General features: G+C 69.9%; 15 protein-coding genes, 1 tRNA gene and 2 pseudogenes. 5 read left to right on the forward strand and 13 right to left on the reverse strand.

Going from position 1 to position 18,585, the window contains the following annotated elements:
- Positions 1 to 63: 63 nt before the first annotated feature.
- From StrepF001_RS22160 to StrepF001_RS22175, 4 genes and pseudogenes are all read right to left on the reverse strand, one after another.
- Complete coding sequence (locus StrepF001_RS22160) at positions 64 to 258, reverse strand: hypothetical protein (protein ID WP_129799953.1); 195 nt, start codon at positions 256 to 258, stop codon at positions 64 to 66.
- 76 nt (positions 259 to 334) lie between these two features.
- A complete protein-coding gene (locus StrepF001_RS22165; protein ID WP_129799954.1) occupies positions 335 to 1,219 on the reverse strand; it encodes an SDR family oxidoreductase in 885 nt (294 codons plus the stop codon).
- Positions 1,216 to 2,150 (reverse strand): annotated as a pseudogene (locus tag StrepF001_RS22170) (alpha/beta hydrolase). The gene StrepF001_RS22165 and the pseudogene StrepF001_RS22170 overlap by 4 nt, the downstream one beginning before the upstream one ends.
- Positions 2,147 to 3,670, reverse strand: a complete 1,524-nt coding sequence (locus tag StrepF001_RS22175; protein ID WP_129799955.1) for an NAD(P)/FAD-dependent oxidoreductase — start codon at positions 3,668 to 3,670, stop codon at positions 2,147 to 2,149. The pseudogene StrepF001_RS22170 and the gene StrepF001_RS22175 overlap by 4 nt, the downstream one beginning before the upstream one ends.
- A gap of 154 nt (positions 3,671 to 3,824) precedes the next feature.
- Between StrepF001_RS22175 and StrepF001_RS22180 the strand changes: the two are divergent.
- Positions 3,825 to 4,444: pseudogene (locus StrepF001_RS22180) on the forward strand (MerR family transcriptional regulator).
- A gap of 295 nt (positions 4,445 to 4,739) precedes the next feature.
- Complete coding sequence (locus StrepF001_RS22185) at positions 4,740 to 5,999, forward strand: recombinase family protein (RefSeq protein WP_165396324.1); 1,260 nt, start codon at positions 4,740 to 4,742, stop codon at positions 5,997 to 5,999.
- Here StrepF001_RS22185 and StrepF001_RS22190 read toward each other — a convergent pair.
- Positions 5,966 to 6,769, reverse strand: coding sequence for an exodeoxyribonuclease III (locus StrepF001_RS22190; RefSeq protein ID WP_165396325.1), 804 nt, complete (start codon positions 6,767 to 6,769; stop codon positions 5,966 to 5,968). The genes StrepF001_RS22185 and StrepF001_RS22190 overlap by 34 nt on opposite strands.
- Positions 6,770 to 6,837: 68 nt before the next feature.
- Here StrepF001_RS22190 and StrepF001_RS22195 point away from each other — a divergent pair, with 68 nt between their 5' ends.
- A complete protein-coding gene (locus StrepF001_RS22195) occupies positions 6,838 to 7,317 on the forward strand; it encodes a GNAT family N-acetyltransferase (RefSeq protein ID WP_129799957.1) in 480 nt (159 codons plus the stop codon).
- 108 nt (positions 7,318 to 7,425) lie between these two features.
- Here the strand turns inward: StrepF001_RS22195 and StrepF001_RS22200 are convergent.
- The 7 genes from StrepF001_RS22200 to galU form a co-directional block, all read right to left on the reverse strand.
- Positions 7,426 to 7,499: transfer RNA gene (locus tag StrepF001_RS22200), tRNA-Ala, on the reverse strand.
- Between the two features lie 71 nt (positions 7,500 to 7,570).
- A complete protein-coding gene (gene glpR, locus StrepF001_RS22205; protein ID WP_129799958.1) occupies positions 7,571 to 8,845 on the reverse strand; it encodes a gephyrin-like molybdotransferase receptor GlpR in 1,275 nt (424 codons plus the stop codon).
- Between the two features lie 184 nt (positions 8,846 to 9,029).
- The gene (locus StrepF001_RS22210; protein WP_240797639.1) at positions 9,030 to 9,701 is read right to left on the reverse strand and encodes a GNAT family protein; all 672 of its coding nucleotides are present in this window, start codon (positions 9,699 to 9,701) and stop codon (positions 9,030 to 9,032) included.
- Positions 9,702 to 9,724: 23 nt separating this feature from the next.
- Positions 9,725 to 10,261, reverse strand: coding sequence for a MogA/MoaB family molybdenum cofactor biosynthesis protein (locus StrepF001_RS22215; RefSeq protein WP_129799959.1), 537 nt, complete (start codon positions 10,259 to 10,261; stop codon positions 9,725 to 9,727).
- Positions 10,258 to 10,770 (reverse strand): cyclic pyranopterin monophosphate synthase MoaC, encoded by a 513-nt coding sequence (gene moaC / locus StrepF001_RS22220; RefSeq protein WP_129799960.1) that lies wholly within the window; start codon positions 10,768 to 10,770, stop codon positions 10,258 to 10,260. The genes StrepF001_RS22215 and moaC overlap by 4 nt, the downstream gene beginning before the upstream one ends.
- An 83-nt stretch (positions 10,771 to 10,853) precedes the next feature.
- On the reverse strand, positions 10,854 to 12,176 hold the full coding sequence (gene glp, locus StrepF001_RS22225; protein ID WP_129799961.1) for a gephyrin-like molybdotransferase Glp: 1,323 nt from the start codon (positions 12,174 to 12,176) through the stop codon (positions 10,854 to 10,856).
- Positions 12,177 to 12,181: 5 nt separating this feature from the next.
- Positions 12,182 to 13,084 carry a UTP--glucose-1-phosphate uridylyltransferase GalU gene (gene galU, locus StrepF001_RS22230; RefSeq protein ID WP_129799962.1) on the reverse strand — a complete coding sequence of 301 codons (903 nt, stop codon included), beginning with the start codon at positions 13,082 to 13,084 and terminating at the stop codon, positions 12,182 to 12,184.
- 94 nt (positions 13,085 to 13,178) lie between these two features.
- On the opposite strand from galU, the gene StrepF001_RS22235 reads away from it, so the two are divergent.
- A complete protein-coding gene (locus StrepF001_RS22235) occupies positions 13,179 to 13,802 on the forward strand; it encodes a 5-formyltetrahydrofolate cyclo-ligase (RefSeq protein ID WP_129799963.1) in 624 nt (207 codons plus the stop codon).
- 68 nt (positions 13,803 to 13,870) lie between these two features.
- Here StrepF001_RS22235 and StrepF001_RS22240 read toward each other — a convergent pair whose 3' ends face one another.
- On the reverse strand, positions 13,871 to 16,627 hold the full coding sequence (locus StrepF001_RS22240) for a penicillin acylase family protein (RefSeq protein WP_129799964.1): 2,757 nt from the start codon (positions 16,625 to 16,627) through the stop codon (positions 13,871 to 13,873).
- A gap of 186 nt (positions 16,628 to 16,813) precedes the next feature.
- On the opposite strand from StrepF001_RS22240, the gene StrepF001_RS22245 reads away from it, so the two are divergent.
- Positions 16,814 to 18,343 carry a potassium/proton antiporter gene (locus StrepF001_RS22245; RefSeq protein WP_129799965.1) on the forward strand — a complete coding sequence of 510 codons (1,530 nt, stop codon included), beginning with the start codon at positions 16,814 to 16,816 and terminating at the stop codon, positions 18,341 to 18,343.
- The last annotated feature ends 242 nt before the right edge of the window (positions 18,344 to 18,585 follow it).

Raw genomic sequence — 18,585 nt, forward strand, 5'->3', positions numbered from 1 at the left:
CGGGGCGCCCTCACCAGGGCACCCCGCGTCAATCGGCCGAGGCCGAGGACAAGTTGACAGACGTCACACGTCGTAGTCCTGGTCGAAGCGGTCCTCCGCCTCGCGCTGCTCGCGCTCCGTCTCCCGCCGGCCGCGCTCGCTCATCGGCTCGCCGCGCTCGCTGCGTTCGCGCTCACGCTCGTCCTGCTGACCGCGCTTCTGCTTGGCCTGCTGCTTGATCTGCTCGGCCTTGTCCTGGAACTGGTCCTTCATGCCCATGAGATTCACTCCCAAGGTGGGTGAGGGGATCGGGCCTCGACCAGATTTACACGGACGGACTAAGCACGCATTTCGATCAACTACGCTCTGTAGCGCGGGCCTGTTCATCGGCCGCGCCGCCCGCACCGACGAGCCCGGTCCGCATCCCCTGCAACCGATCCGCGAACCGCCGCATCTCCCGTTGCCCCACCGTCCCGATGATTCCCGGCAGATACCCGCGGACCCCCTGCATCCCGCGCAGCCACCACTGCCCGTACACATGGCTCGACCGCCGCTCGATCCCGGCGACGATCCGGTCGACCGCGGGCCCCAGCGGATACGTCTTGCTGGACGGCCACGGCAACCGCTGCCTCAACTCCCGCATGACATCGTCCTGATCGGCCCCGCGCACCATGTCGGTGTCGGTCCACGACAGATACGCGACGCCCACCTTCACGCCCCGGTACCCGACTTCGGCGCGCAGACTGTGCGCGTACGCCTCGACGCCCGACTTGGAGGCGCAGTACGCGGTCATCATCGGCGCCGGCGTGATCGCGGCGAGGGAGGCGATCTGGAGCAGATAGCCCCGGCTCTCCACCAGCACGGGCAGGAACGCCCGTGCCGTCACCGCGGATCCGATCAGATTGACCTCGATGACCCGCCGCCACGCCTGCGGATCGGAGTCGACGAAGGGACCGCCGGTCGCGACACCGGCGTTGGCGACGACGATGTCGACCTTGCCGAAGCGTTCCTTGACTTCGCGGGCCACCCTCGCCATGGCCTCGTGGTCGGTGACGTCGGCGTGCCAGTGGTCGCTGTCGCCGTGCAGCCGCGCGGAGACCTCCTTGAGCGCGTCCGGCTCCAGCCCGACCAGCGCCACCGTGGCGCCGCGCGCCGACAACTTCCGGGCGAGCAGCTCGCCGACGCCCCGCGCGGCCCCGGTGACGACCGCGACCTGCCCCTGCAGGCTCACCTTGCTCATGCGCCCTCCTTGACGTCGGTGTCCGCCGCGCTGTTCACGTAGGTGGTGACGAGTTCCCGGATCCTGCCGGTGACCAGCTCGGGCGCCTCCACCGGTGTCATGTGCCCGAGCCCGGGCAGCTCGGTGAGCCCGACGCACTGCGGCAGTGCGGCGACCAGGGCCCGCGCGTGCACCGGCGGAGTGAGCCGGTCGTGCGACCCGACGACCACCGCCGTCGGTACCGCCAACTCCCGTACACCGTGGTCGAGGTCGAGCAGGTCCAGTACGTGCGACCAGGCGTGGCGCACCTTGCGCGGGCAGGCGTGCACGATACGTGCGCAGGCCTCCACCATGTGCGGGGCCGAACCGGCGCCCATCGTGGCGTACTTGAGGATCCGCCGGGCGAGCGGCGTGACCGGTCCGAGCGGCGCCCGGGAGCCGAGGACGCGCCGCGTCAGCGCGGTGCGCAGCCGGCCCGCGCGCAGCGGCAGCACCGTCGACTCGGCGACCAGCCGCGAACTGCCCGTGCTGCACAGCAGGACGGCCGCCGCGTGCGCCTGCAAGCGGGGGCGCGCGGACGCGGCCATCACCGTCATGCCGCCCATGGAGTGTCCGGCGATCACCGCCCGTTCGCCGGGCGCGAGCGTCGCGGCGAGTACGGCTTCGAGGTCGTCGGCGAGCGCCTCGGTACTGCACGCCGGGCTCGCCGGGCTGCGTCCGTGGCCGCGCTGGTCGTAGGCGATGACCCGGTGGTCGGCGGCCAGGGCCCGGATCTGCGCCGCCCAGAAGGCGGTGGAGCAGGTCCAGCCGTGGACCAGGACGACGGGCGGCGCCTGCTCGGGGCCGTGCACCTCGACGTGCAGGCGGGAGCCGTCGCGGAGGTGACGATCAGTTCGCGGGCGGGGACGGGTGGGGCGTAGGGGCCGGATGAGACGTGCAGCAGGCGGCTCATACGGCGGCCTCCACGGTGCCCTGCTCGTCGGTACTGACCTCGGTTCCGGGCCGCAGCACCGCGTACTCGGCGAGATCCACCCGCCGTGTCGCGCGCCGGAACTCCCCTGTCGTACCGGGCCAGATGGTCGTGTTGCGGCCGGCCGCGTCCAGGTACCAGCTGGTGCAGCCGCCGGTGTTCCACACCGTGCGCTTCATCCGCTCCTGCACCCGCCGGTTCCAGGCGTGCACGGCGCTCGGGCGGGCGTCGAGGGCGACACGTCCGCCGAGCACGTCCAACTGCCGTACGAAGTCGGCCATGTAGTTCAGCTGGGACTCGATCATCAGGATCATGGACGAGTTCCCGAGGCCGGTGTTGGGACCGATGATCGTCATCCAGTTGGGGAACCCGGCGGCGGAGGCGCCGCGCAGGGCCTCCATGCCGTCCTTCCAGGTCTCGGCGAGTGTCCGGCCGTCCGCCCCGACGACCCGCTCGGCGATCGGCATGTCGGTGACATGGAAGCCGGTGCCGAAGACGATCGCGTCGACCTCGGTCTCGGTGCCGTCGGAAGCGATGACCTTCGAGCCGTCGATCTGGCTGAGCCCGCTCGCAACGACGTCCACATTGGGCCGGGCGAGCGCCGGATAGTAGTCGCTCGACAGCAGGATCCGCTTGCAGCCGATGCGGTAGTCGGGCGTGAGCTTGGCGCGCAGGGCCGGGTCCTTGATGACGCGGGCCATGTTGCGCTTGGCCAACTGCTCGACCAGGCCCAGCTCGCCCGGGTGCTTGGTGAAGGCCTGGACCTGCAACTCGCGGATCCCCCAGAGCAGTCCACGCCGGAGCTGGGTCGTCAGCGGAACGGCGCGGTGCAGCCGGCGCTCGGCGCCGCTGATGGCTCGGTCGATGCGGGGCATCACCCAGGGCGGGGTGCGCTGGAAGAGGACCAGTTTCGCCACGTCGGGCTGGATGGCCGGCACGATCTGGATGGCGGAGGCGCCGGTGCCGACCATGGCGACCCGCTTGCCGCGCAGGTCGTAGTCGTGGTCCCAGCGGGCCGAGTGGAAGACCTTGCCGGGGAAGGTGTCGAGGCCGGGGATGTCCGGGACCTTCGGGTCGGACAGGGGGCCGGTCGCCGAGACGACGAAGTCGGCGGTGAGCCGGCCGGAGCTGGTCTCGATCTCCCAGCGCAGCTCCTGGCCGTCCCAGGTCATCTTCTTCACCTCCGAGTTGAAGCGGAGGTGCGGGCGGAGCCGGAAGACGTCGGTGACGCGCTCCAGGTAGGCGCGGATGTGCTCCTGCCCGGAGAAGGTGCGCGGCCAGTCCGGGTTGGGCGCGAAGGAGAACGAGTAGAGATGCGACGGTACGTCACAGGCGCATCCCGGATAGCTGTTGTCCCGCCAGGTGCCGCCGACGCTGTCGGCCCGTTCCAGGACGACGAAGTCGGTGATCCCCTCCCGGCGCAGCCGCACGGCCGCCCCGAGCCCGCCGAACCCGGACCCGACCACCGCGACCCGCACATGTTCGTGCTCGTGCTCGGCCATCCCGCCTCCACGCTTCGTTCGCGACTCCGCCAGTGAACACTGGCGCAATGGGAGGGTAGGGCAGCTCCGTACTGATGGGTAGGGGGCGTGCGCCAGGAAAGTTACCGGCAGTACGACTTAGGGTGCGTTCGTGGCAGACAAGCGTGAGTACCGCATGGAGGAGCTGGCCCGGCTGGCCGGCATCACAGTGCGCACCCTGCGCTTCTACCGCGAACGCAAGCTGATCCCACCACCGCGCCGGGAAGGCCGTATCGCCTGGTACGACAACCACCACCTGGCCCGTCTGCGCACCATCGGCGCGCTCCTCGAACGCGGCCACACCCTGAGCGGCATAGCGGAACTGGCCGAGGCCTTCGACAACGGCCGCGACGTCGGCGACCTCCTCGGCCTGGGCGCCCCCACCGAGGAAACCCCCGTCCGCCTCACCCCGAGGAACTCGCCGACCACTTCGCGGGCCAGGCCACCTCCGAGAACCTCGCCGCCGCAATGGAACTCGGCTACCTCGGCACCGACGGCGACGAGATCGTCCACATCAGCCGCCGCCTGCTGGAGGTGTCCGCCGCACTGGTGCGTGAGGGCATCCCGCTCGCGGAGGTCCTGGTGGCGGGCAAACGGGTCCGTGAACACGCCGACGCGCTGGCGGAGTTGTTCGCCGACCTGGTCCTGCGCCACGCCACCGAGGACGACCTGCCGCGCCTGCGCCCGCTGGCCCGCAGCGTGGTGGAGGCGGAGCTGTCGCTGGCCATGGACCGGCGGCTGCGGAAGCAGCGATAGCCTCGCGGTCACACCGACAGCAAAGCGTAGGTTCCCGGACCTTCAAGTGCCTGGCATTCATGAACTTTCACTCCATCAGGGCACTTTTCGGGGAACGGCAGACGGAATTCGGTTCGCACTCCGAGAGTGAGATCGAAAAGGCCCCGGCGGCTGTGCGACCAGCCCCGGGGTACGGCCGACACTTTCACGGAGCGTCGACGTGCCCAAGCGTAGTCCTCAGCCATCACAACCGACCTCGACCCCGACCGAAAACCCGCGAGCTCTTGGAGCTGTGCGCCTCAGCAACCTCACCGAAGTGACCACCTCGCCCGGCAGGCAGCGCGCCTGCATCCAGCAGTGCACCCAGCAACTGGGCTTCACCCTGATCGCCGAAGCCGCAGATCTGGGAGTATCCGCCCGCACGATGTCCCCCTTCGAGAGACCTTCACTGTCGCCGTGGCTGCAACGCCCGGACGACTACGACGCCATCGTGTGGTCACATGTGGACCGCGCCGTGCGTTCCGTCGCCCACATGTCCGAGTTGATCGAGTGGGGTCAGCAGCATGCAACGACACTCGTCTTCGGGATGCCTGAAGAACCTCAGCCGCTCGTGGTCACGCCGCAGGCAGATGGCGATGCCATTCGCCGCTGCATGAATCTGGCCTACGCCGCCGAACAGGAGGCTCGCGCCCTATCTGCTCGCCTCACCGGCGCCCACGAAGCGCTGCGCGCGACGGGCCGATACGGCGGTGGCCTTGTACCGTTCGGGTACAAGAAGGCACCTCATCCCTCCGGCATCGGCTGGTGTCTGGCTCCCGACCCGGAGACCGTCACCGTTGTCCGCGCGATTGTGGACGATGTTCACTCGGGACTGTCCCTGGTCGCCATCGCCCGCAAACTCGAAAGCGCGGGCGTTCTAGTACCGCGCGACCGCCACGCCCAACTTCAGGGACGTCCCACAGGTGGACGCCGCCACGGACACGACTTCGAGCGATTCAGCTGGACACCGGGCAGTCTGTGCAAGATCCTCCGCACACCGGCACTGATGGGCCACCGCGTACACAAGGGGAAGACCGTCCGTGACGCTGAGGGCTCACCCGTGCTGATCGGTCCCCCACTGCTCACCGAAGAGGAGTTCCAGGCCCTCCAGGACATCCTCAACGCCCGCTCGAACGGCATCCACCCCAAGCGCCGGGAGACGTCGTTGCTCATCGGTGTCGCGCACTGCGCCGGGTGTGGTGGCCGCATGTACTTCGCCGCCCGGAAGGCCTATACCTACGGCGACTACGGCTGCTGCGCTGCTGCCCGCGGCACGACCTGTCCCGCCCCCGCCGCGATCCGCGCCGACTGGCTCGACGAGTACACCGTCAGCCGCTACCGCGAGGCGTTCGCCGTGAACGGCGAGGTGACACGGGAGCAACTCCTCACGGACGGAGTTCGCGTCACAGTAGCCAAGGGGCGGTCGGGCGGCGGACCGGAGCGGCTGGCCGGACCGGATATCTCTCGCTTGACCTTCACAGTCGGCGAACGAGTCGACGCGTCTCACCTGTCGAAGACCACCGTCACAGGAGCGTGATCCGACCACCGCTCCTCATGGCTGGCCGCCCGCTCCACGAACGCCTTGACGGCACGGGCGGCCAGCCCGGGCGTCGCGACGGCGAGGTCGATCCTCCAACCTGAATCCGCCTCGAAGGCCCTCCCCCGGTACGACCACCACGTGTACGGCCCCTCGACCTCGGGATGCAGGGCCCGCACGACGTCGACATAACCCCCGTCCGTCACGTCGAAGACCCGCCCCAGCCACTCCCGCTCCTCCGGCAGGAAGCCGGAGTTCTTGGTGTTGCCGCGCCAGTTCTTGAGGTCGGCCCGCTGGTGGGCGATGTTCCAGTCGCCGCAGACGACGACTTCGCGGCCATCGGCGGCGGCCCGCTCGCGCAGCGCCTTCAGGTGGGCGAGGAACTCCCCCATGAACCGGACCTTCTCGTCCTGCCGTTCGGTCCCGACCTCGCCGGAGGGGAGATAGAGGGAGGCGATCGTCACACCGGGCAGGTCGACCTCGGCGTAGCGCCCGCTGTCGTCGAACTCGGCCGACCCGAATCCGATGCGGACGGCGTCCGGCGCACGCCGGCTGTACAGCGAGACGCCGGCGCGCCCCTTGGCGGCCGCGGGGGCGTGCACGACATGCCAGCCCTCCGGCGCGCGGACCTGCTCGGGCAGTTGCTGCGGCTCGGCACGCACCTCCTGCAGGCAGAGCACATCGGCTTGCGTATCGGCGAGCCACTCCACGAAGCCTTTCTTCGCGGCAGCGCGGAGTCCATTCACGTTCACAGAGGTCACAGTGAGCACCCGGGCACGATACCGGCACACTGGACGGAGTCCGGATCCGATCATCGCATAGATATATGATGTCCAGCATGAATATACGTCGCGTCTCCTTCGACCACCCCGACGCCGTCAAGCTCAACGACGAGGTCCAGGCCGAGTACCACGAGCGCTACGGCGACGGCGGCGACGCCACCGTTCTCGACCCGTCGGACTTCCGGCCGCCGAACGGCGTCTACCTGATCGCCTACGACGAGTCCGACCGCCCCGTCGCCACCGGCGGCTGGCGCAGCCGGGACCGGAACGGCGAGGGCAACGAGGACGGCGACGCCGAGCTCAAGCGGATGTACGTGATCAGGGAGCTGCGTGGCCGCGGCCTGGCCCGGCGCATGCTCACCGCCCTGGAGGACGACGCCCGCGCCGCCGGCCGTATCCGCATGGTCCTGGAGACCGGCACAGAGCAGCCGGAGGCCATCGCCCTCTACACCTCCAGCGACTACGAGCCGTGCACCAAGTTCGGCTACTACCGCTTCCACGAGAACAGCCGCTGCTACGCGAAGCCCCTCGCCTGACCCGGCATCAGCCGGGCCGGGGCAGGCACCAAAAGGAGCCCGCCCGATCAATCGATCGGGCGGGCTCCTGTCAACCGACTCCAGGTTTCCCCGGGGCAGTTGTTGCGGTGGACCTGAGGGGATTTGAACCCCTGGCCCCCTCGATGCGAACGAGGTGCGCTACCGGACTGCGCCACAGGCCCTTGCAACGAGTGAAACTTTAGCACCCCGATCGGCCTGCTCGGAAATCCGTTGCCGTGAGGCCCGAGCTGCCCTACTCGTTGGCCGCCCGCGGTCGCTCCCCGTCCTCGTACTGGTCGAACAGGGGCGTACGCCCGCGTTCCCGTGCCCGGCGGGCCGAGGCCGCGCGCCGGGCGTCGCTGCGGTCGTCACCGTCCGTACGGTCCGCCGCCTCGTCCGGCTCCGCCGTCTCCACGCCTTCCGGGGAGGCCGTGGAGGAGGCCCCGTCCCCGGCCTCCTGGTCCCGCACGACGGAACTCGACCGCGCCGAACTCCACGCGTCCGGTGCCCCCAGATCGACATCGGGCGTGGCCCGCGGAGCGACCGGCGCCGTCACATACGTCGGCAGTGGTACCGGCACCGGCTCCCAGCTCTCGCCCCGGCCCGGCCCGCGCTGCCGCTCCCGCTGCTGGTCGACCCACTCCGCGTGATCGGTCTGCTCGACGAGCGCCCGCCGGTCCGCCGCGAGCGCCGACAGCCCCGGGTCGGCCTCCGGCTCGGGTCCCTCGTCGGGGTCGCCGGCGTCGATCTCGGCGGCCGCCTGTCGGCGGGGCTGGCGTGCCCGCTCACGCAGGTGCTGTGCTGCGTCCTCCGCCCGGCGGCGGTCCATCTGGTAGGTGAAGCGGCGGCGCTCCTGGGTGCGCAGATACGCGATGTACACGCTGAGCAGCACTGCGGGCACACCGGGCGCCCACAGGAAGGCGAGCCCGCCCACGGCCGCGACGATCGCGCCGAGCGTGAACGCGAAGAAGAGCATCACTGTCGTACGTCGGCGGCGCGCGAGCACCTTCGAGCGCTGGGCGCGCGCCGCGGCCGCCTCCGCGGCGGGCGCGCGACGGGCGGACGGCACTCGGTCGCCCGTCGGCGCCGAGTCGCCCTCGCGCGCGGACGCGGCGCCGGATGGGTGCGCGGACGCGTCACCGGGCTTCCGCGCGGGCGCACTGTCCGGCTCCCGCACGGACGCGCCGGCGGGCTCGCGTGCCGGTTGCGTCTGCTCCGTGCCCTGCGCCTGGACCGTCGCCTGCGTCCGGGGCCTGGCCGGAGACACAGCGAAGGCCCGGACGTCCACCGAGTCGGTGGCGGCGTCCGGGTCGGGGTCGGGCTCCCCCTCGTCGGTGGAGCGCGCCTGCAGGTCCTTGGCGTACCGGCGCTCCATGGCCGCCCGTCCGGACAGCAACCGGATGGCGGTGCTGAAGCGCTCCGTCGGACGGGCCTCGTTCAGCTCGTCCTGCCTACGGAGCCACATGGGCACCAAGTAGGCGGCCCAGGCCCCGACAATGACTGCGTAGATGAGGCCGCTGCTGCTCACGCCTCACACGGTAGAGGGGTTTGCGTGAGGCCATCTGCCAATTGGGCCGGTGTGTCGCACGATCTGGCTGATATTTCGAGCTTTTTTTGTGAGCGATGCGATCAGTAGGTCACCGAGGTCGCGAATTCAACGCCCCGGAGTAGTCACCGTCCGATCATTTTCGAACATTTATTCAATTCCGGGGTTACGCGTGATTGCCCGGGGCGTTCTGCGGGTTCCACGGCAGGCTCTGCGGGTCGCGCGGCGTGCTCTGCCCGCTCTCGCCCGTGTTCCGCAGCCGGTTCCGCCGCCAGCGGCTCAGCAGTCCGTCGGGCACTTCTTCCGCGGTGAGGGCGAAGACGAGGTGGTCGCGCCAGGCTCCGTCGATGTGGAGATAACGGGGCCTGAGGCCCTCCTCGCGGAATCCGAGTTTCTCCACGACGCGGCGGCTGGGGGCGTTCTCGGGGCGAATGCAGACCTCGATGCGGTGGAGCCCGACGGTCCGGAAACAGTGGTCCACGGCGAGCGCCACGGCCGTCGGCATCACACCGCGTCCGGCCACGGACTCGTCCACCCAGTAACCGATGTGCCCCGAGCACATCGAACCCCAGGTGATCCCGGCCACCGTCAACTGCCCGGCCAGCCGCCCCTGGTACTCGATGACGAACGGCAGCATCCGGCCCGCGTTCGCCTCGGAGCGCAGATGGCGCACCATCTGGCGGTAGGTCGGCCGGTGCGCGACCGGCCCGCCGGGGGCGGGCGGCGGAATGGTCGCCTCCCAGGGGCGCAGCCAGTCACGGTTGCGCCGGTTGACCTCACGCCAGGCCCGCTGGTCGCGCAGCTTTATCGGCCGGAGGACGACATCGCCCTCCACCAGTTCGACGGGCCAGGACGGGCTGTTCAGCTCGCACCCCCACTGCTGGGTCTGGGGTGGTCGCCGCCGCGCAGCTGGTCGACGGCGTGGATCAGGAGGGGCTCCAGGACGGCCAGTCCGTCCCGCACCCCGCCGGAGGAGCCCGGCAGGTTGACGATCAGTGTCCGCCCCGCCACCCCGGCCAGCCCCCGGGAGAGCGCGGCGGTCGGCACCTTCTCCCGTCCGAACGCGCGGATGGCCTCGGCGATGCCCGGCACCTCGTGGTCGAGCACCGCGCGGGTCGCCTCGGGCGTGCGGTCGGTGGGCGAGATACCCGTGCCGCCGGTGGTGACGATCACGTCGTACCCGGCGTCGACACCGGCGCGCAGGGCGGCCTCCACGGGGTCCCCGTCGGGGACGACCTGTGGTCCGTCGACCGCGAACCCGAAGCCTTTGAGGCCCTCGGCGATCAGCGGGCCGCCCTTGTCCTCGTACAGGCCGGCGGCAGCCCTGTTGGAGGCGGTGACCACAAGAGCGCTGTACGGCGCCGCCAGGGCTCCGCCGGCTGAGGCGTCGAGAGTCATGCCCGGCTCCAGTCGCCCGACTTGCCGCCCGTCTTCTCCTCCACCCGTACGTCCGTGATGACCGCTCCCTTGTCGACCGCCTTGACCATGTCGATCACGGTGAGCGCGGCGACGGAGACCGCGGTGAGGGCCTCCATCTCGACGCCCGTGCGGTCCGTCGTCTTCACCGTGGCCAGGATCTCCACGGCGTCGTCCGCGACCGACAGGTCCAGTGTCACACCCGACACCGACAACGGGTGGCACAGCGGGATCAGGTCCGGGGTGCGCTTGGCGCCCATGATGCCCGCGATCCGCGCGGTGGCCAGGGCGTCGCCCTTGGGTACGCCTTCGCCGCGCAGCAGCTCGATCACACGGGGCGAGACGAGGACGCGTCCGCTCGCGCGCGCGGTGCGCGCGGTGACGTCCTTGTCCGACACGTCGACCATGCGGGCGGCCCCCGCGTCGTCGATGTGCGTCAGTCGGTCCTGCACAGGGGATCCGGGGGTCTCCCCCCGGGAAGGCACGGTCATGGTGTGGCGCTCCCGGTCCGGGCCCGTCGCGGTGCGGCGCACGGGCCTGCTGTGCGCGACACGGTACCGCCAACCCGGGGCGCTCAGCCGAGCAGGACCACCTCGACCTCGGTGCCCGGCGCGACGGACTCGACATCCTCGGGGATCACGATCAGCACGTCGGCGTGCGCGAGGGCGGCCACCAGGTGGGAGCCGGCGCCGCCGACAGGGGTCACCTTGCCGTCGGCGTACGTACCGCGCAGGAACTGCCGGCGGCCCTTCGGCGAGGTCAGCGCCTTGTCCGCGGTCAGGGTCGCCCGGGTCCTGGGCCGGTGGACGTCCTCCAGCCCCATGAGGGTGCGGATCGCGGGGCGGACGAACAGTTCGAAGGAGACGTACGACGACACCGGGTTGCCGGGGAGGGCCAGCAGCGGGGTGTGGTCGGGGCCGATGGAGCCGAAGCCCTGCGGCTTGCCGGGCTGCATGGCGAGCTTGCGGAACTCGATGCCGCTGCCCGGTTCGTCCTCGTCGGCGACGTGCGACAGCGCCTCCTTGACCACGTCGTACGCGCCGACGCTCACGCCGCCGGTGGTGACCATGAGGTCGGCGCGGACGAGCTGGTCCTCGATGGTGGTGCGCAGGGTCTCGGCGTCGTCGGCGACGGCACCCACGCGGTAGGCGATGGCGCCGGCGTCACGGGCGGCCGCGGTGAGGGCGAAGCTGTTGGAGTCGTAGATCTGGCCGCTGCCCAGTTCCTCGTCGGGCTGGACGAGTTCGCTGCCGGTGGACAGCACGACCACGCGCGGGCGCGGGCGTACGCGTACCGTGCCGCGGCCGATGGCGGCGAGCAGGGCGATCTGCGGCGGGCCGAGGATGGTGCCGGCCTCCAGGGCGCGGTCGCCGGCCTTCACGTCGCTGCCCTTCGCGCGTACGTGCGCGCGTGCCCCGGCCGGCCGGTGCACGCGCACGTGCCCGGTGGCGCCCTCGGGGGCGAGGCTGCGCGCCCGCATCCCGGTGACGGGGCCCTCGCCGAGGCCGCCGTCGGTCCACTCGACGGGGACCACCGTCTCGGCGCCGGGCGGGAGCGGGGCGCCGGTCATGATGCGGGCGGCCTGGCCGGGACCCACCTGGAGCAGATCCGCCTGGCCGGCCGCGACGTCCCCGATGACCTCGAGGACGGCCGGGAACTCCTCGCTCGCGTCCGCGACATCCCCGACCCGCACCGCGTACCCGTCCATGGAGCTGTTGTCGAACGGCGGCAGGGAGACCGGCACCGTGACGTCCTCGACCAGGACGCAGCCCTGGGCGTCGAGGAGTTGCAGCTCGATGGGTTCGAGGGGGCGGACGGTCTCGAGGATGTCCTCCAGGTGTTCGTCCACCGACCACAGGTGGTCCTGGCCGGTGGCGCGGGGCGCGGTGGTGCTCAAGGTGGCTACATCTCCTCGGTGACGTAACTGCGAAGCCAGGTCCGGAAGTCCGGGCCCAGGTCTTCACGTTCGCACGCGAGTCGGACAATGGCACGCAGGTAGTCGCCTCGGTCGCCGGTGTCATAGCGGCGACCCTTGAAGACGACGCCGTGCACGGGGCCGCCGACCTTCTCGTCCTGGGCGAGCAGCTGGAGGGCGTCGGTGATCTGGATCTCGCCGCCGCGGCCGGGCTCGGTCTTGCGCAGGACGTCGAAGATGCGCGGGTCGAGGACGTACCGGCCGATGATCGCGTAGTTGGAGGGGGCGTCGGCCGGGTCCGGCTTCTCCACCAGGTCGCCGATCTTGACGACGTCGCTGTCCTCGGTGGTCTCCACGGCGGCGCATCCGTAGAGGTGGATCTGCTCGGGCGCGACCTCCATGAGCGCGATGACGCTGCCGCCGCGCTGCTCCTGGACCTCGATCATCCGCTTGAGGAGCGGATCGCGCGGGTCGATCAGGTCGTCGCCGAGGAGGACGGCGAACGGCTCGTTGCCCACGTGCGGGGCAGCGCACAGGACGGCGTGGCCCAGGCCCTTGGGGTCACCCTGGCGCACGTAGTGCATCGTCGCGAGGTCGCTGGACTCCTGGACCTTGGCGAGCCGCCCGGCGTCGCCCTTCTTCTGCAGAGCAGACTCGAGTTCGTAATTGCGGTCGAAGTGGTCCTCAAGGGGACGCTTGTTGCGGCCCGTGATCATGAGAACGTCGTCGAGACCGGCCGACACGGCCTCCTCGACCACATACTGGATCGCAGGCTTGTCGACAACCGGCAGCATCTCCTTGGGAGTGGCCTTGGTGGCCGGCAGAAAGCGGGTGCCGAGGCCTGCTGCGGGGATGACGGCCTTGCTGATCCTGAGGTGCGACTGAGTCATGCCCGCAACCATATCCGGTGCCTTTGTGTGGAATCTGTGGCTCCGGTTAATTGGCCCTCATATGAGCACTTCGAAGACGGTACGGGAGCAACTCATGAGTCACATCGGACGCGCGGCCGAGCCTGACAAGCAAACGTTGCGACGAGAAATCCTCGCAGTGAGAGACAGGTTGCCTGCGGATGACGTACAGGCGGTCTCGGCCGCGTTGGCCCAGCGTGCGCTGGATCTGCCCGAACTGGCGCAGGCAGGCACCGTGGCGGCGTACGTCTCCGTGGGGAGCGAACCCGGAACGCTCGCCCTGCTCGACGCACTGCACTCCCGGGGCGAACGCGTCCTGCTTCCGGTGCTTCTGCCCGACAACGACCTGGATTGGGGCGCATACGCCGGACAGGGCTCCCTCGCGCGCGTCCAACACGGCGGGAAAATGGCCCTCTTGGAGCCCGTCGGTGAGCGCCTCGGACCGGACGCGGTGACCGCCGCCGACGTCGTCCTGCTGCCGGGGCTCGCGGTCGATGCGCGCGGGATGCGTCTGGGGCGCGGCGGAGGCTCGTACGACCGCGTGCTCGCACGCCTGGAGGACGCGGGCGTCCGGCCGGCGCTGGTGGTGCTCCTGTACGACTCCGAGGTCGTCGAGCGTGTCCCCGCTCAGGCGCACGACCGGCCGGTGCACGCGGTGGTGACGCCATCGGGGGTCCGCCGCTTCACCGGCGACTCGTAACATTTGTCAGGCGAAAGGGCCCTCCACGCGCGCGTGGAGGGCCCTTGGCGTCGCTCGCCGTCAGCGGCTCACGGCTTCAGTACGAGCGTGTCGCCGGTGCTCTCGTCGACCGCCTGCCGGGAGAAGGACCAGTCCAGCAGCTCGCCCTTGGCCCACTTGCTCGTCTGGTCGGTGTAGTGGGCGTTGTAGGCGTGCCCCGAGGCTCCGGTGAGGTTGATCCACTTCGACTTGTCGAGGTCGTCGAGGTTGACCACCATCCGCATCGACGGCACCCAGACGACGCCGTAGCCGCCGGCGGCGTTCCAGCCGCTCGCGTTGACGGTCGCCTCGCCGCCACTGAGCTTCCAGGGGCCGCGGTTGAGGGCGTACTGCAGGAAGCCGGGGCCGTCGGTGCCGAGGGTCTGGTTCTTCAGGAACAGACGGTGCAGCCGGCCCCAGCTCCAGGTGTCGATGTCCTTGCCGAGCTTGGCGGTCAGCTCCCAGCGGGCGTCGATCATGGCGCGCTTGAACAGGTCGTCGCGGTTGTCGGCGCCGGGGCGGGTGAGCGAGGCGGGCGTCTTCCACCAGTCGCTGTCCTCGTCGTCCATGAGGCTGCGCACGACCTCGAACCAGCGGTCGCCGCCGTCCGGCTGCGCCTGGTCGGCGTCACGCGCCCCGCATTCGCGCACCCGGCGCTCCTCGTCCGCGGGACCGGTGGTGTCGACCGGCTCGACCCACAGGCACTGGCCCTTGACGCGCAGCTCCTTGGGCAGCTTGTGGCCGAACGCGAGCTTGAGGACGTTGCGCCAGACCGAGTTGAAGTAGGCGGCCGCCGCGGAGTCGGCGTCCTGGGTGTAGTCCCAGCCCTCGAGGAGCTTCTGGGCCTCGCGGACGTCCTTGTCACCGACGTCGATCTTCAGCAGCTGCGGCACGAGCAGCTTGGCGATCTCGCTGGAGTTGTCCAGCTGCATCTGGCGCATGTCCTCGGTGGAGACCTTGCCGCCGCCCTTGATCTTGGACTCGATCAGGTCGGCGATCCGCTGGCTGCGGGCGCCGTAGCCCCAGTCCGTGGTGAGCGTGTAGGGGTAGTCCTTGTCCACGACGGCCTGGTTGGCGGTCACGATGTAGCCGCGGTCCGGGTTGTACTCGTAGGGCAGCTCGTCCTGGTCGATGTAGTCGGTCCAGCGGTACTTGGCGTCCCAGCCCGGCGCCGGGATCGAGCCGTCGTGGCCCTGCGCGCGCGTGGGGATCTTTCCGGGCAGGGTGTAGCCGATGTTGTCCTGGGTGTCGGCGTAGACGAGATTCTGCGAGGGCACGTCGAACAGGGCGGCCGCCGCGCGGAAGTCGTCCCAGTCGGCCGCCTTGTTCAACGCGAAGACGGCATCCATGGAGGTGCCCGGTTCCAGCGCGGTCCACCGCAGGGCGATGCCGTAGCCGTCGCCGCGGTCGGGGGCGGCGGTGTCGACGGTGGCCTTCTTGCCGACCTTCACGAGCTCGTCGGCGCGGTCGGACAGCAGGGGGCCGTTGTTGGTCTCCCGGACGACGATCTCCTTCGAGGTGCCGCCGGCGACCTTGATGGTCTCCTCGCGGGACTCGAAGGGCCTCACCTTGCCGTCGTACAGGTAGCCGTCGCCGGTGAGCTTCTCCAGGTAGAGGTCGGTGACGTCGGCGCCGGAGTTGGTCATGCCCCAGGAGATGTCCTGGTTGTGGCCGATTATCACGCCGGGCATGCCCGCGAAGGTGTAGCCGGAGACGTCGTACTGGCACTTGTCGGAGACCGTGCGGCAGTGCAGGCCCATCTGGTACCAGACGGACGGCAGGGAGGCCGACAGGTGCGGGTCGTTGGCCAGCAGCGGCTTGCCGGTGATGGTGTGCTCTCCGCCGATGACCCACGAGTTGGAGCCGATGCCGTTGCCGTTCACGCCGACGGCCGTCGGGACGTCCTCCAGGACCTCGTAGAGGCCCGACAGCTGGCTCTGCAGCGCCGACGAGGCGGTCCCGTCCGCGGCACCGGTGCCGGCGGCCGTGCCGTCCGTGGAACTGCCGTCGGCGTCGTCGCCCCCGTCGAACGTCTGGGTGAGCTCGTCGTACTGGCCCTGCTGGACGATCACCTGGTTCCGGCTGTACGGGTACTGCGGGTACAGCTCCTCGATCTGCTGGGGGCCGAGACGGCTGGTCATCAGGGAGCGGTCGATCTCGTCCTGCATGTTGCCGCGCAGGTCCCAGGCCATCGCCTTCAGCCAGGAGACCGAGTCGACCGGGGTCCACTGCTGCGGCTTGTAGTCGTTGGCGAAGCCGAGGGCCGCGTACTCCAGGGAGATGTCCTCGCCTTCCTTGCCCTCCAGGTAGGCGTTGACTCCCTTGGCGTACGCCTGCAGGTACTTCTTCGTGGCGGCGGACAGCTTGGTGTCGTACTCCTCCTTCGCCACCCGGTCCCAGCCCAGGGTGCGCAGGAACTCGTCGTTGTCGACCTGGTCCTTGCCGAACATCTCCGACAGACGCCCGGAGGTCATATGACGGCGTACGTCCATCTCGTAGAACCGGTCCTGCGCCTGGACGAAGCCCTGCGCCATGAACAGGTCCTCGTCGGAGGAGGCATAGATCTGCGGGATGCCATGCCCGTCCCGCTTGACGTCGACGGGCCCGGACAGGCCGTCCAGCGTGATCGAACCCTTCGTCTGCGGGAAGGATGCACGGACGGTGCTGATGGACCAGTACGCCCCGCCCGTGACGCCGCCGACGACGGCCAGCACCAGCACGAGCACGATAAGACGGGCTTTGCGCCCCTTCTTCCTGCCGGACTTGCCGGGCTGCTGACCCGTTGGAGCGGTGGTGTTGGGGGGCATCGCTGTCCTTGCTGTCCTAACGCGAGCGGCAGGTCGGGCTGTGACTTTGAATGAGCGCTGGAGCAACCATAGGCGCAGGGCCCGACGGGCCTTGACGCGGACTGGGGAACCAGCACGGACGGACGTTCGATCTTGCCCTGGCAAGCGTCAAGAAATCGTCAAGAGTTAGGTAAGGTAACAAAGTAACTGCACCAGGGAAGGGAACGGCCGCTGAGTATCCACGACCTCAATGAGCTCCTGCTCGTCTGCTCGATCGTCCTGCTCGTCGCCGTGTCCGCGGTCCGGATCTCCTCGCGCAGCGGGCTCCCCAGCCTGCTCGTCTATCTGGGCATCGGCGTCCTCATGGGCGAGGACGGGATCGGCGGCATCCACTTCGACAACGCCGAGCTGACCCAGGTCATCGGGTACGCGGCCCTGGTGGTGATCCTGGCCGAGGGCGGCCTGGGCACGAAGTGGAAGGAGATCAAACCGGTCCTGCCGGCCGCGACCTCGCTGGCTCTGGCCGGGGTCGCCGCGAGCGTCGGAATCACAGCTGCGGCCGCGCACTATCTCGTCGGGCTGGAGTGGCGTCAGGCGCTCATCATCGGGGCGGTCGTCTCCTCAACGGACGCGGCGGCGGTCTTTTCCGTACTACGGAAGATCCCGCTCCCCGCGCGCGTGACGGGCACGCTGGAGGCCGAGTCCGGCTTCAACGACGCTCCCGTCGTCATCCTGGTCGTCTCCTTCTCCGCCGTCGGCCCGATCGAGCACTGGTACGTGCTGATCGGCGAGATAGCGCTGGAGCTGGCCATCGGCGCGGCCATCGGTCTCGCGGTGGGCTGGCTGGGCTCGTGGGGGCTGCGACACGTGGCCCTGCCCGCCTCCGGCCTCTACCCGATCGCCGTCATGGCCATCGCGGTCGCGGCGTACGCGGCGGGCGCGCTCGCGCACGGCAGCGGCTTCCTCGCCGTCTACCTCGCCTCCATGGTGATGGGCAACGCACGACTCCCGCACTGGCCCGCCACGCGCGGGTTCGCCGACGGGCTCGGCTGGATCGCCCAGATCGGCATGTTCGTCCTGCTCGGTCTGCTGGTCACCCCGCACGAGATAGGCGACGACATCGCGCCCGCGCTCGTCATCGGGCTCGTGCTGACCATGGTGGCCCGCCCGCTGAGCGTCGTGCTCTGCCTCCTGCCGTTCCGGGTGCCGTGGCGGGAGCAGACCCTCATGTCCTGGGCCGGGCTGCGCGGCGCCGTGCCCATCATCCTGGCGACGATTCCCGTGGTCAGCGATGTCGAGGACAGCGACCGGATCTTCAACATCGTCTTCGTCCTGGTCGTCGTCTACACCCTGATCCAGGGGCCGACGCTGCCCTGGGTCGCCCGCAAACTCCACCTGGGCGACGAGTCCGGGGCCGCCGACCTCGGGATCGAATCGGCACCCCTGGAGCAACTGCGCGGGCATCTGCTCTCTGTGACGATCCCCACCGAGTCGAAGATGCACGGAGTCGAGATCAACGAGCTGAGGCTGCCGGCCGGAGCCGCGGTCACCCTCGTCGTGCGGGAGGGCACATCCTTCGTGCCATTGCCCACGACGGTGCTGCAGCGCGGCGACGAACTCCTCGTGGTGGCCACGGATCCGGTCCGGGACGCGGCGGAGCGGCGACTGCGCGCGGTGGGCCGCGGCGGCAAGCTGGCGGGCTGGCTGGGCGTGAACGGCGCCGGGGCGGAGCGTTAAGGGTGTGTTTCATACGGTTCACACCACCGCCAATCGCAGGCGAACAGGCCCAAGGTGCTCGTTTTCACAGGTGCACCAGCCGTTGACCCCTGTACGATGAAGGCGGACCTTGATCGAACCAACTCTGCCTGACGCAGAGCTGGCGCGACCGTATGGCGGCCGGGACGCCTCCCTCAGTGGGCGCCGGTATCTACCGCAGTTCCGCGCAAGAGGACAGCTCTCGGCGCACCCGCACGGGCGCG

The sequence above is a fragment of the Streptomyces sp. F001 genome (assembly GCF_004187715.1).
Classification (GTDB): Bacteria; Actinomycetota; Actinomycetes; order Streptomycetales; family Streptomycetaceae; genus Streptomyces; species Streptomyces flavusporus.

Bases quoted from the DNA above. Each gene is read 5' to 3' on its own strand.
- StrepF001_RS22175 (WP_129799955.1), bottom strand. From the start codon at position 3,670: ATGGCCGAGCACGAGCACGAACATGTGCGGGTCGCGGTGGTCGGGTCC.
- StrepF001_RS22235 (WP_129799963.1), top strand. From the start codon at position 13,179: ATGAGTCACATCGGACGCGCGGCCGAGCCTGACAAGCAAACGTTGCGA.
- StrepF001_RS22160 (WP_129799953.1), bottom strand. From the start codon at position 258: ATGGGCATGAAGGACCAGTTCCAGGACAAGGCCGAGCAGATCAAGCAG.
- StrepF001_RS22240 (WP_129799964.1), bottom strand. From the start codon at position 16,627: ATGCCCCCCAACACCACCGCTCCAACGGGTCAGCAGCCCGGCAAGTCC.
- galU (WP_129799962.1), bottom strand. From the start codon at position 13,084: ATGACTCAGTCGCACCTCAGGATCAGCAAGGCCGTCATCCCCGCAGCA.
- moaC (WP_129799960.1), bottom strand. From the start codon at position 10,770: ATGACCGTGCCTTCCCGGGGGGAGACCCCCGGATCCCCTGTGCAGGAC.
- StrepF001_RS22215 (WP_129799959.1), bottom strand. From the start codon at position 10,261: ATGACTCTCGACGCCTCAGCCGGCGGAGCCCTGGCGGCGCCGTACAGC.
- StrepF001_RS22195 (WP_129799957.1), top strand. From the start codon at position 6,838: ATGAATATACGTCGCGTCTCCTTCGACCACCCCGACGCCGTCAAGCTC.
- StrepF001_RS22165 (WP_129799954.1), bottom strand. From the start codon at position 1,219: ATGAGCAAGGTGAGCCTGCAGGGGCAGGTCGCGGTCGTCACCGGGGCC.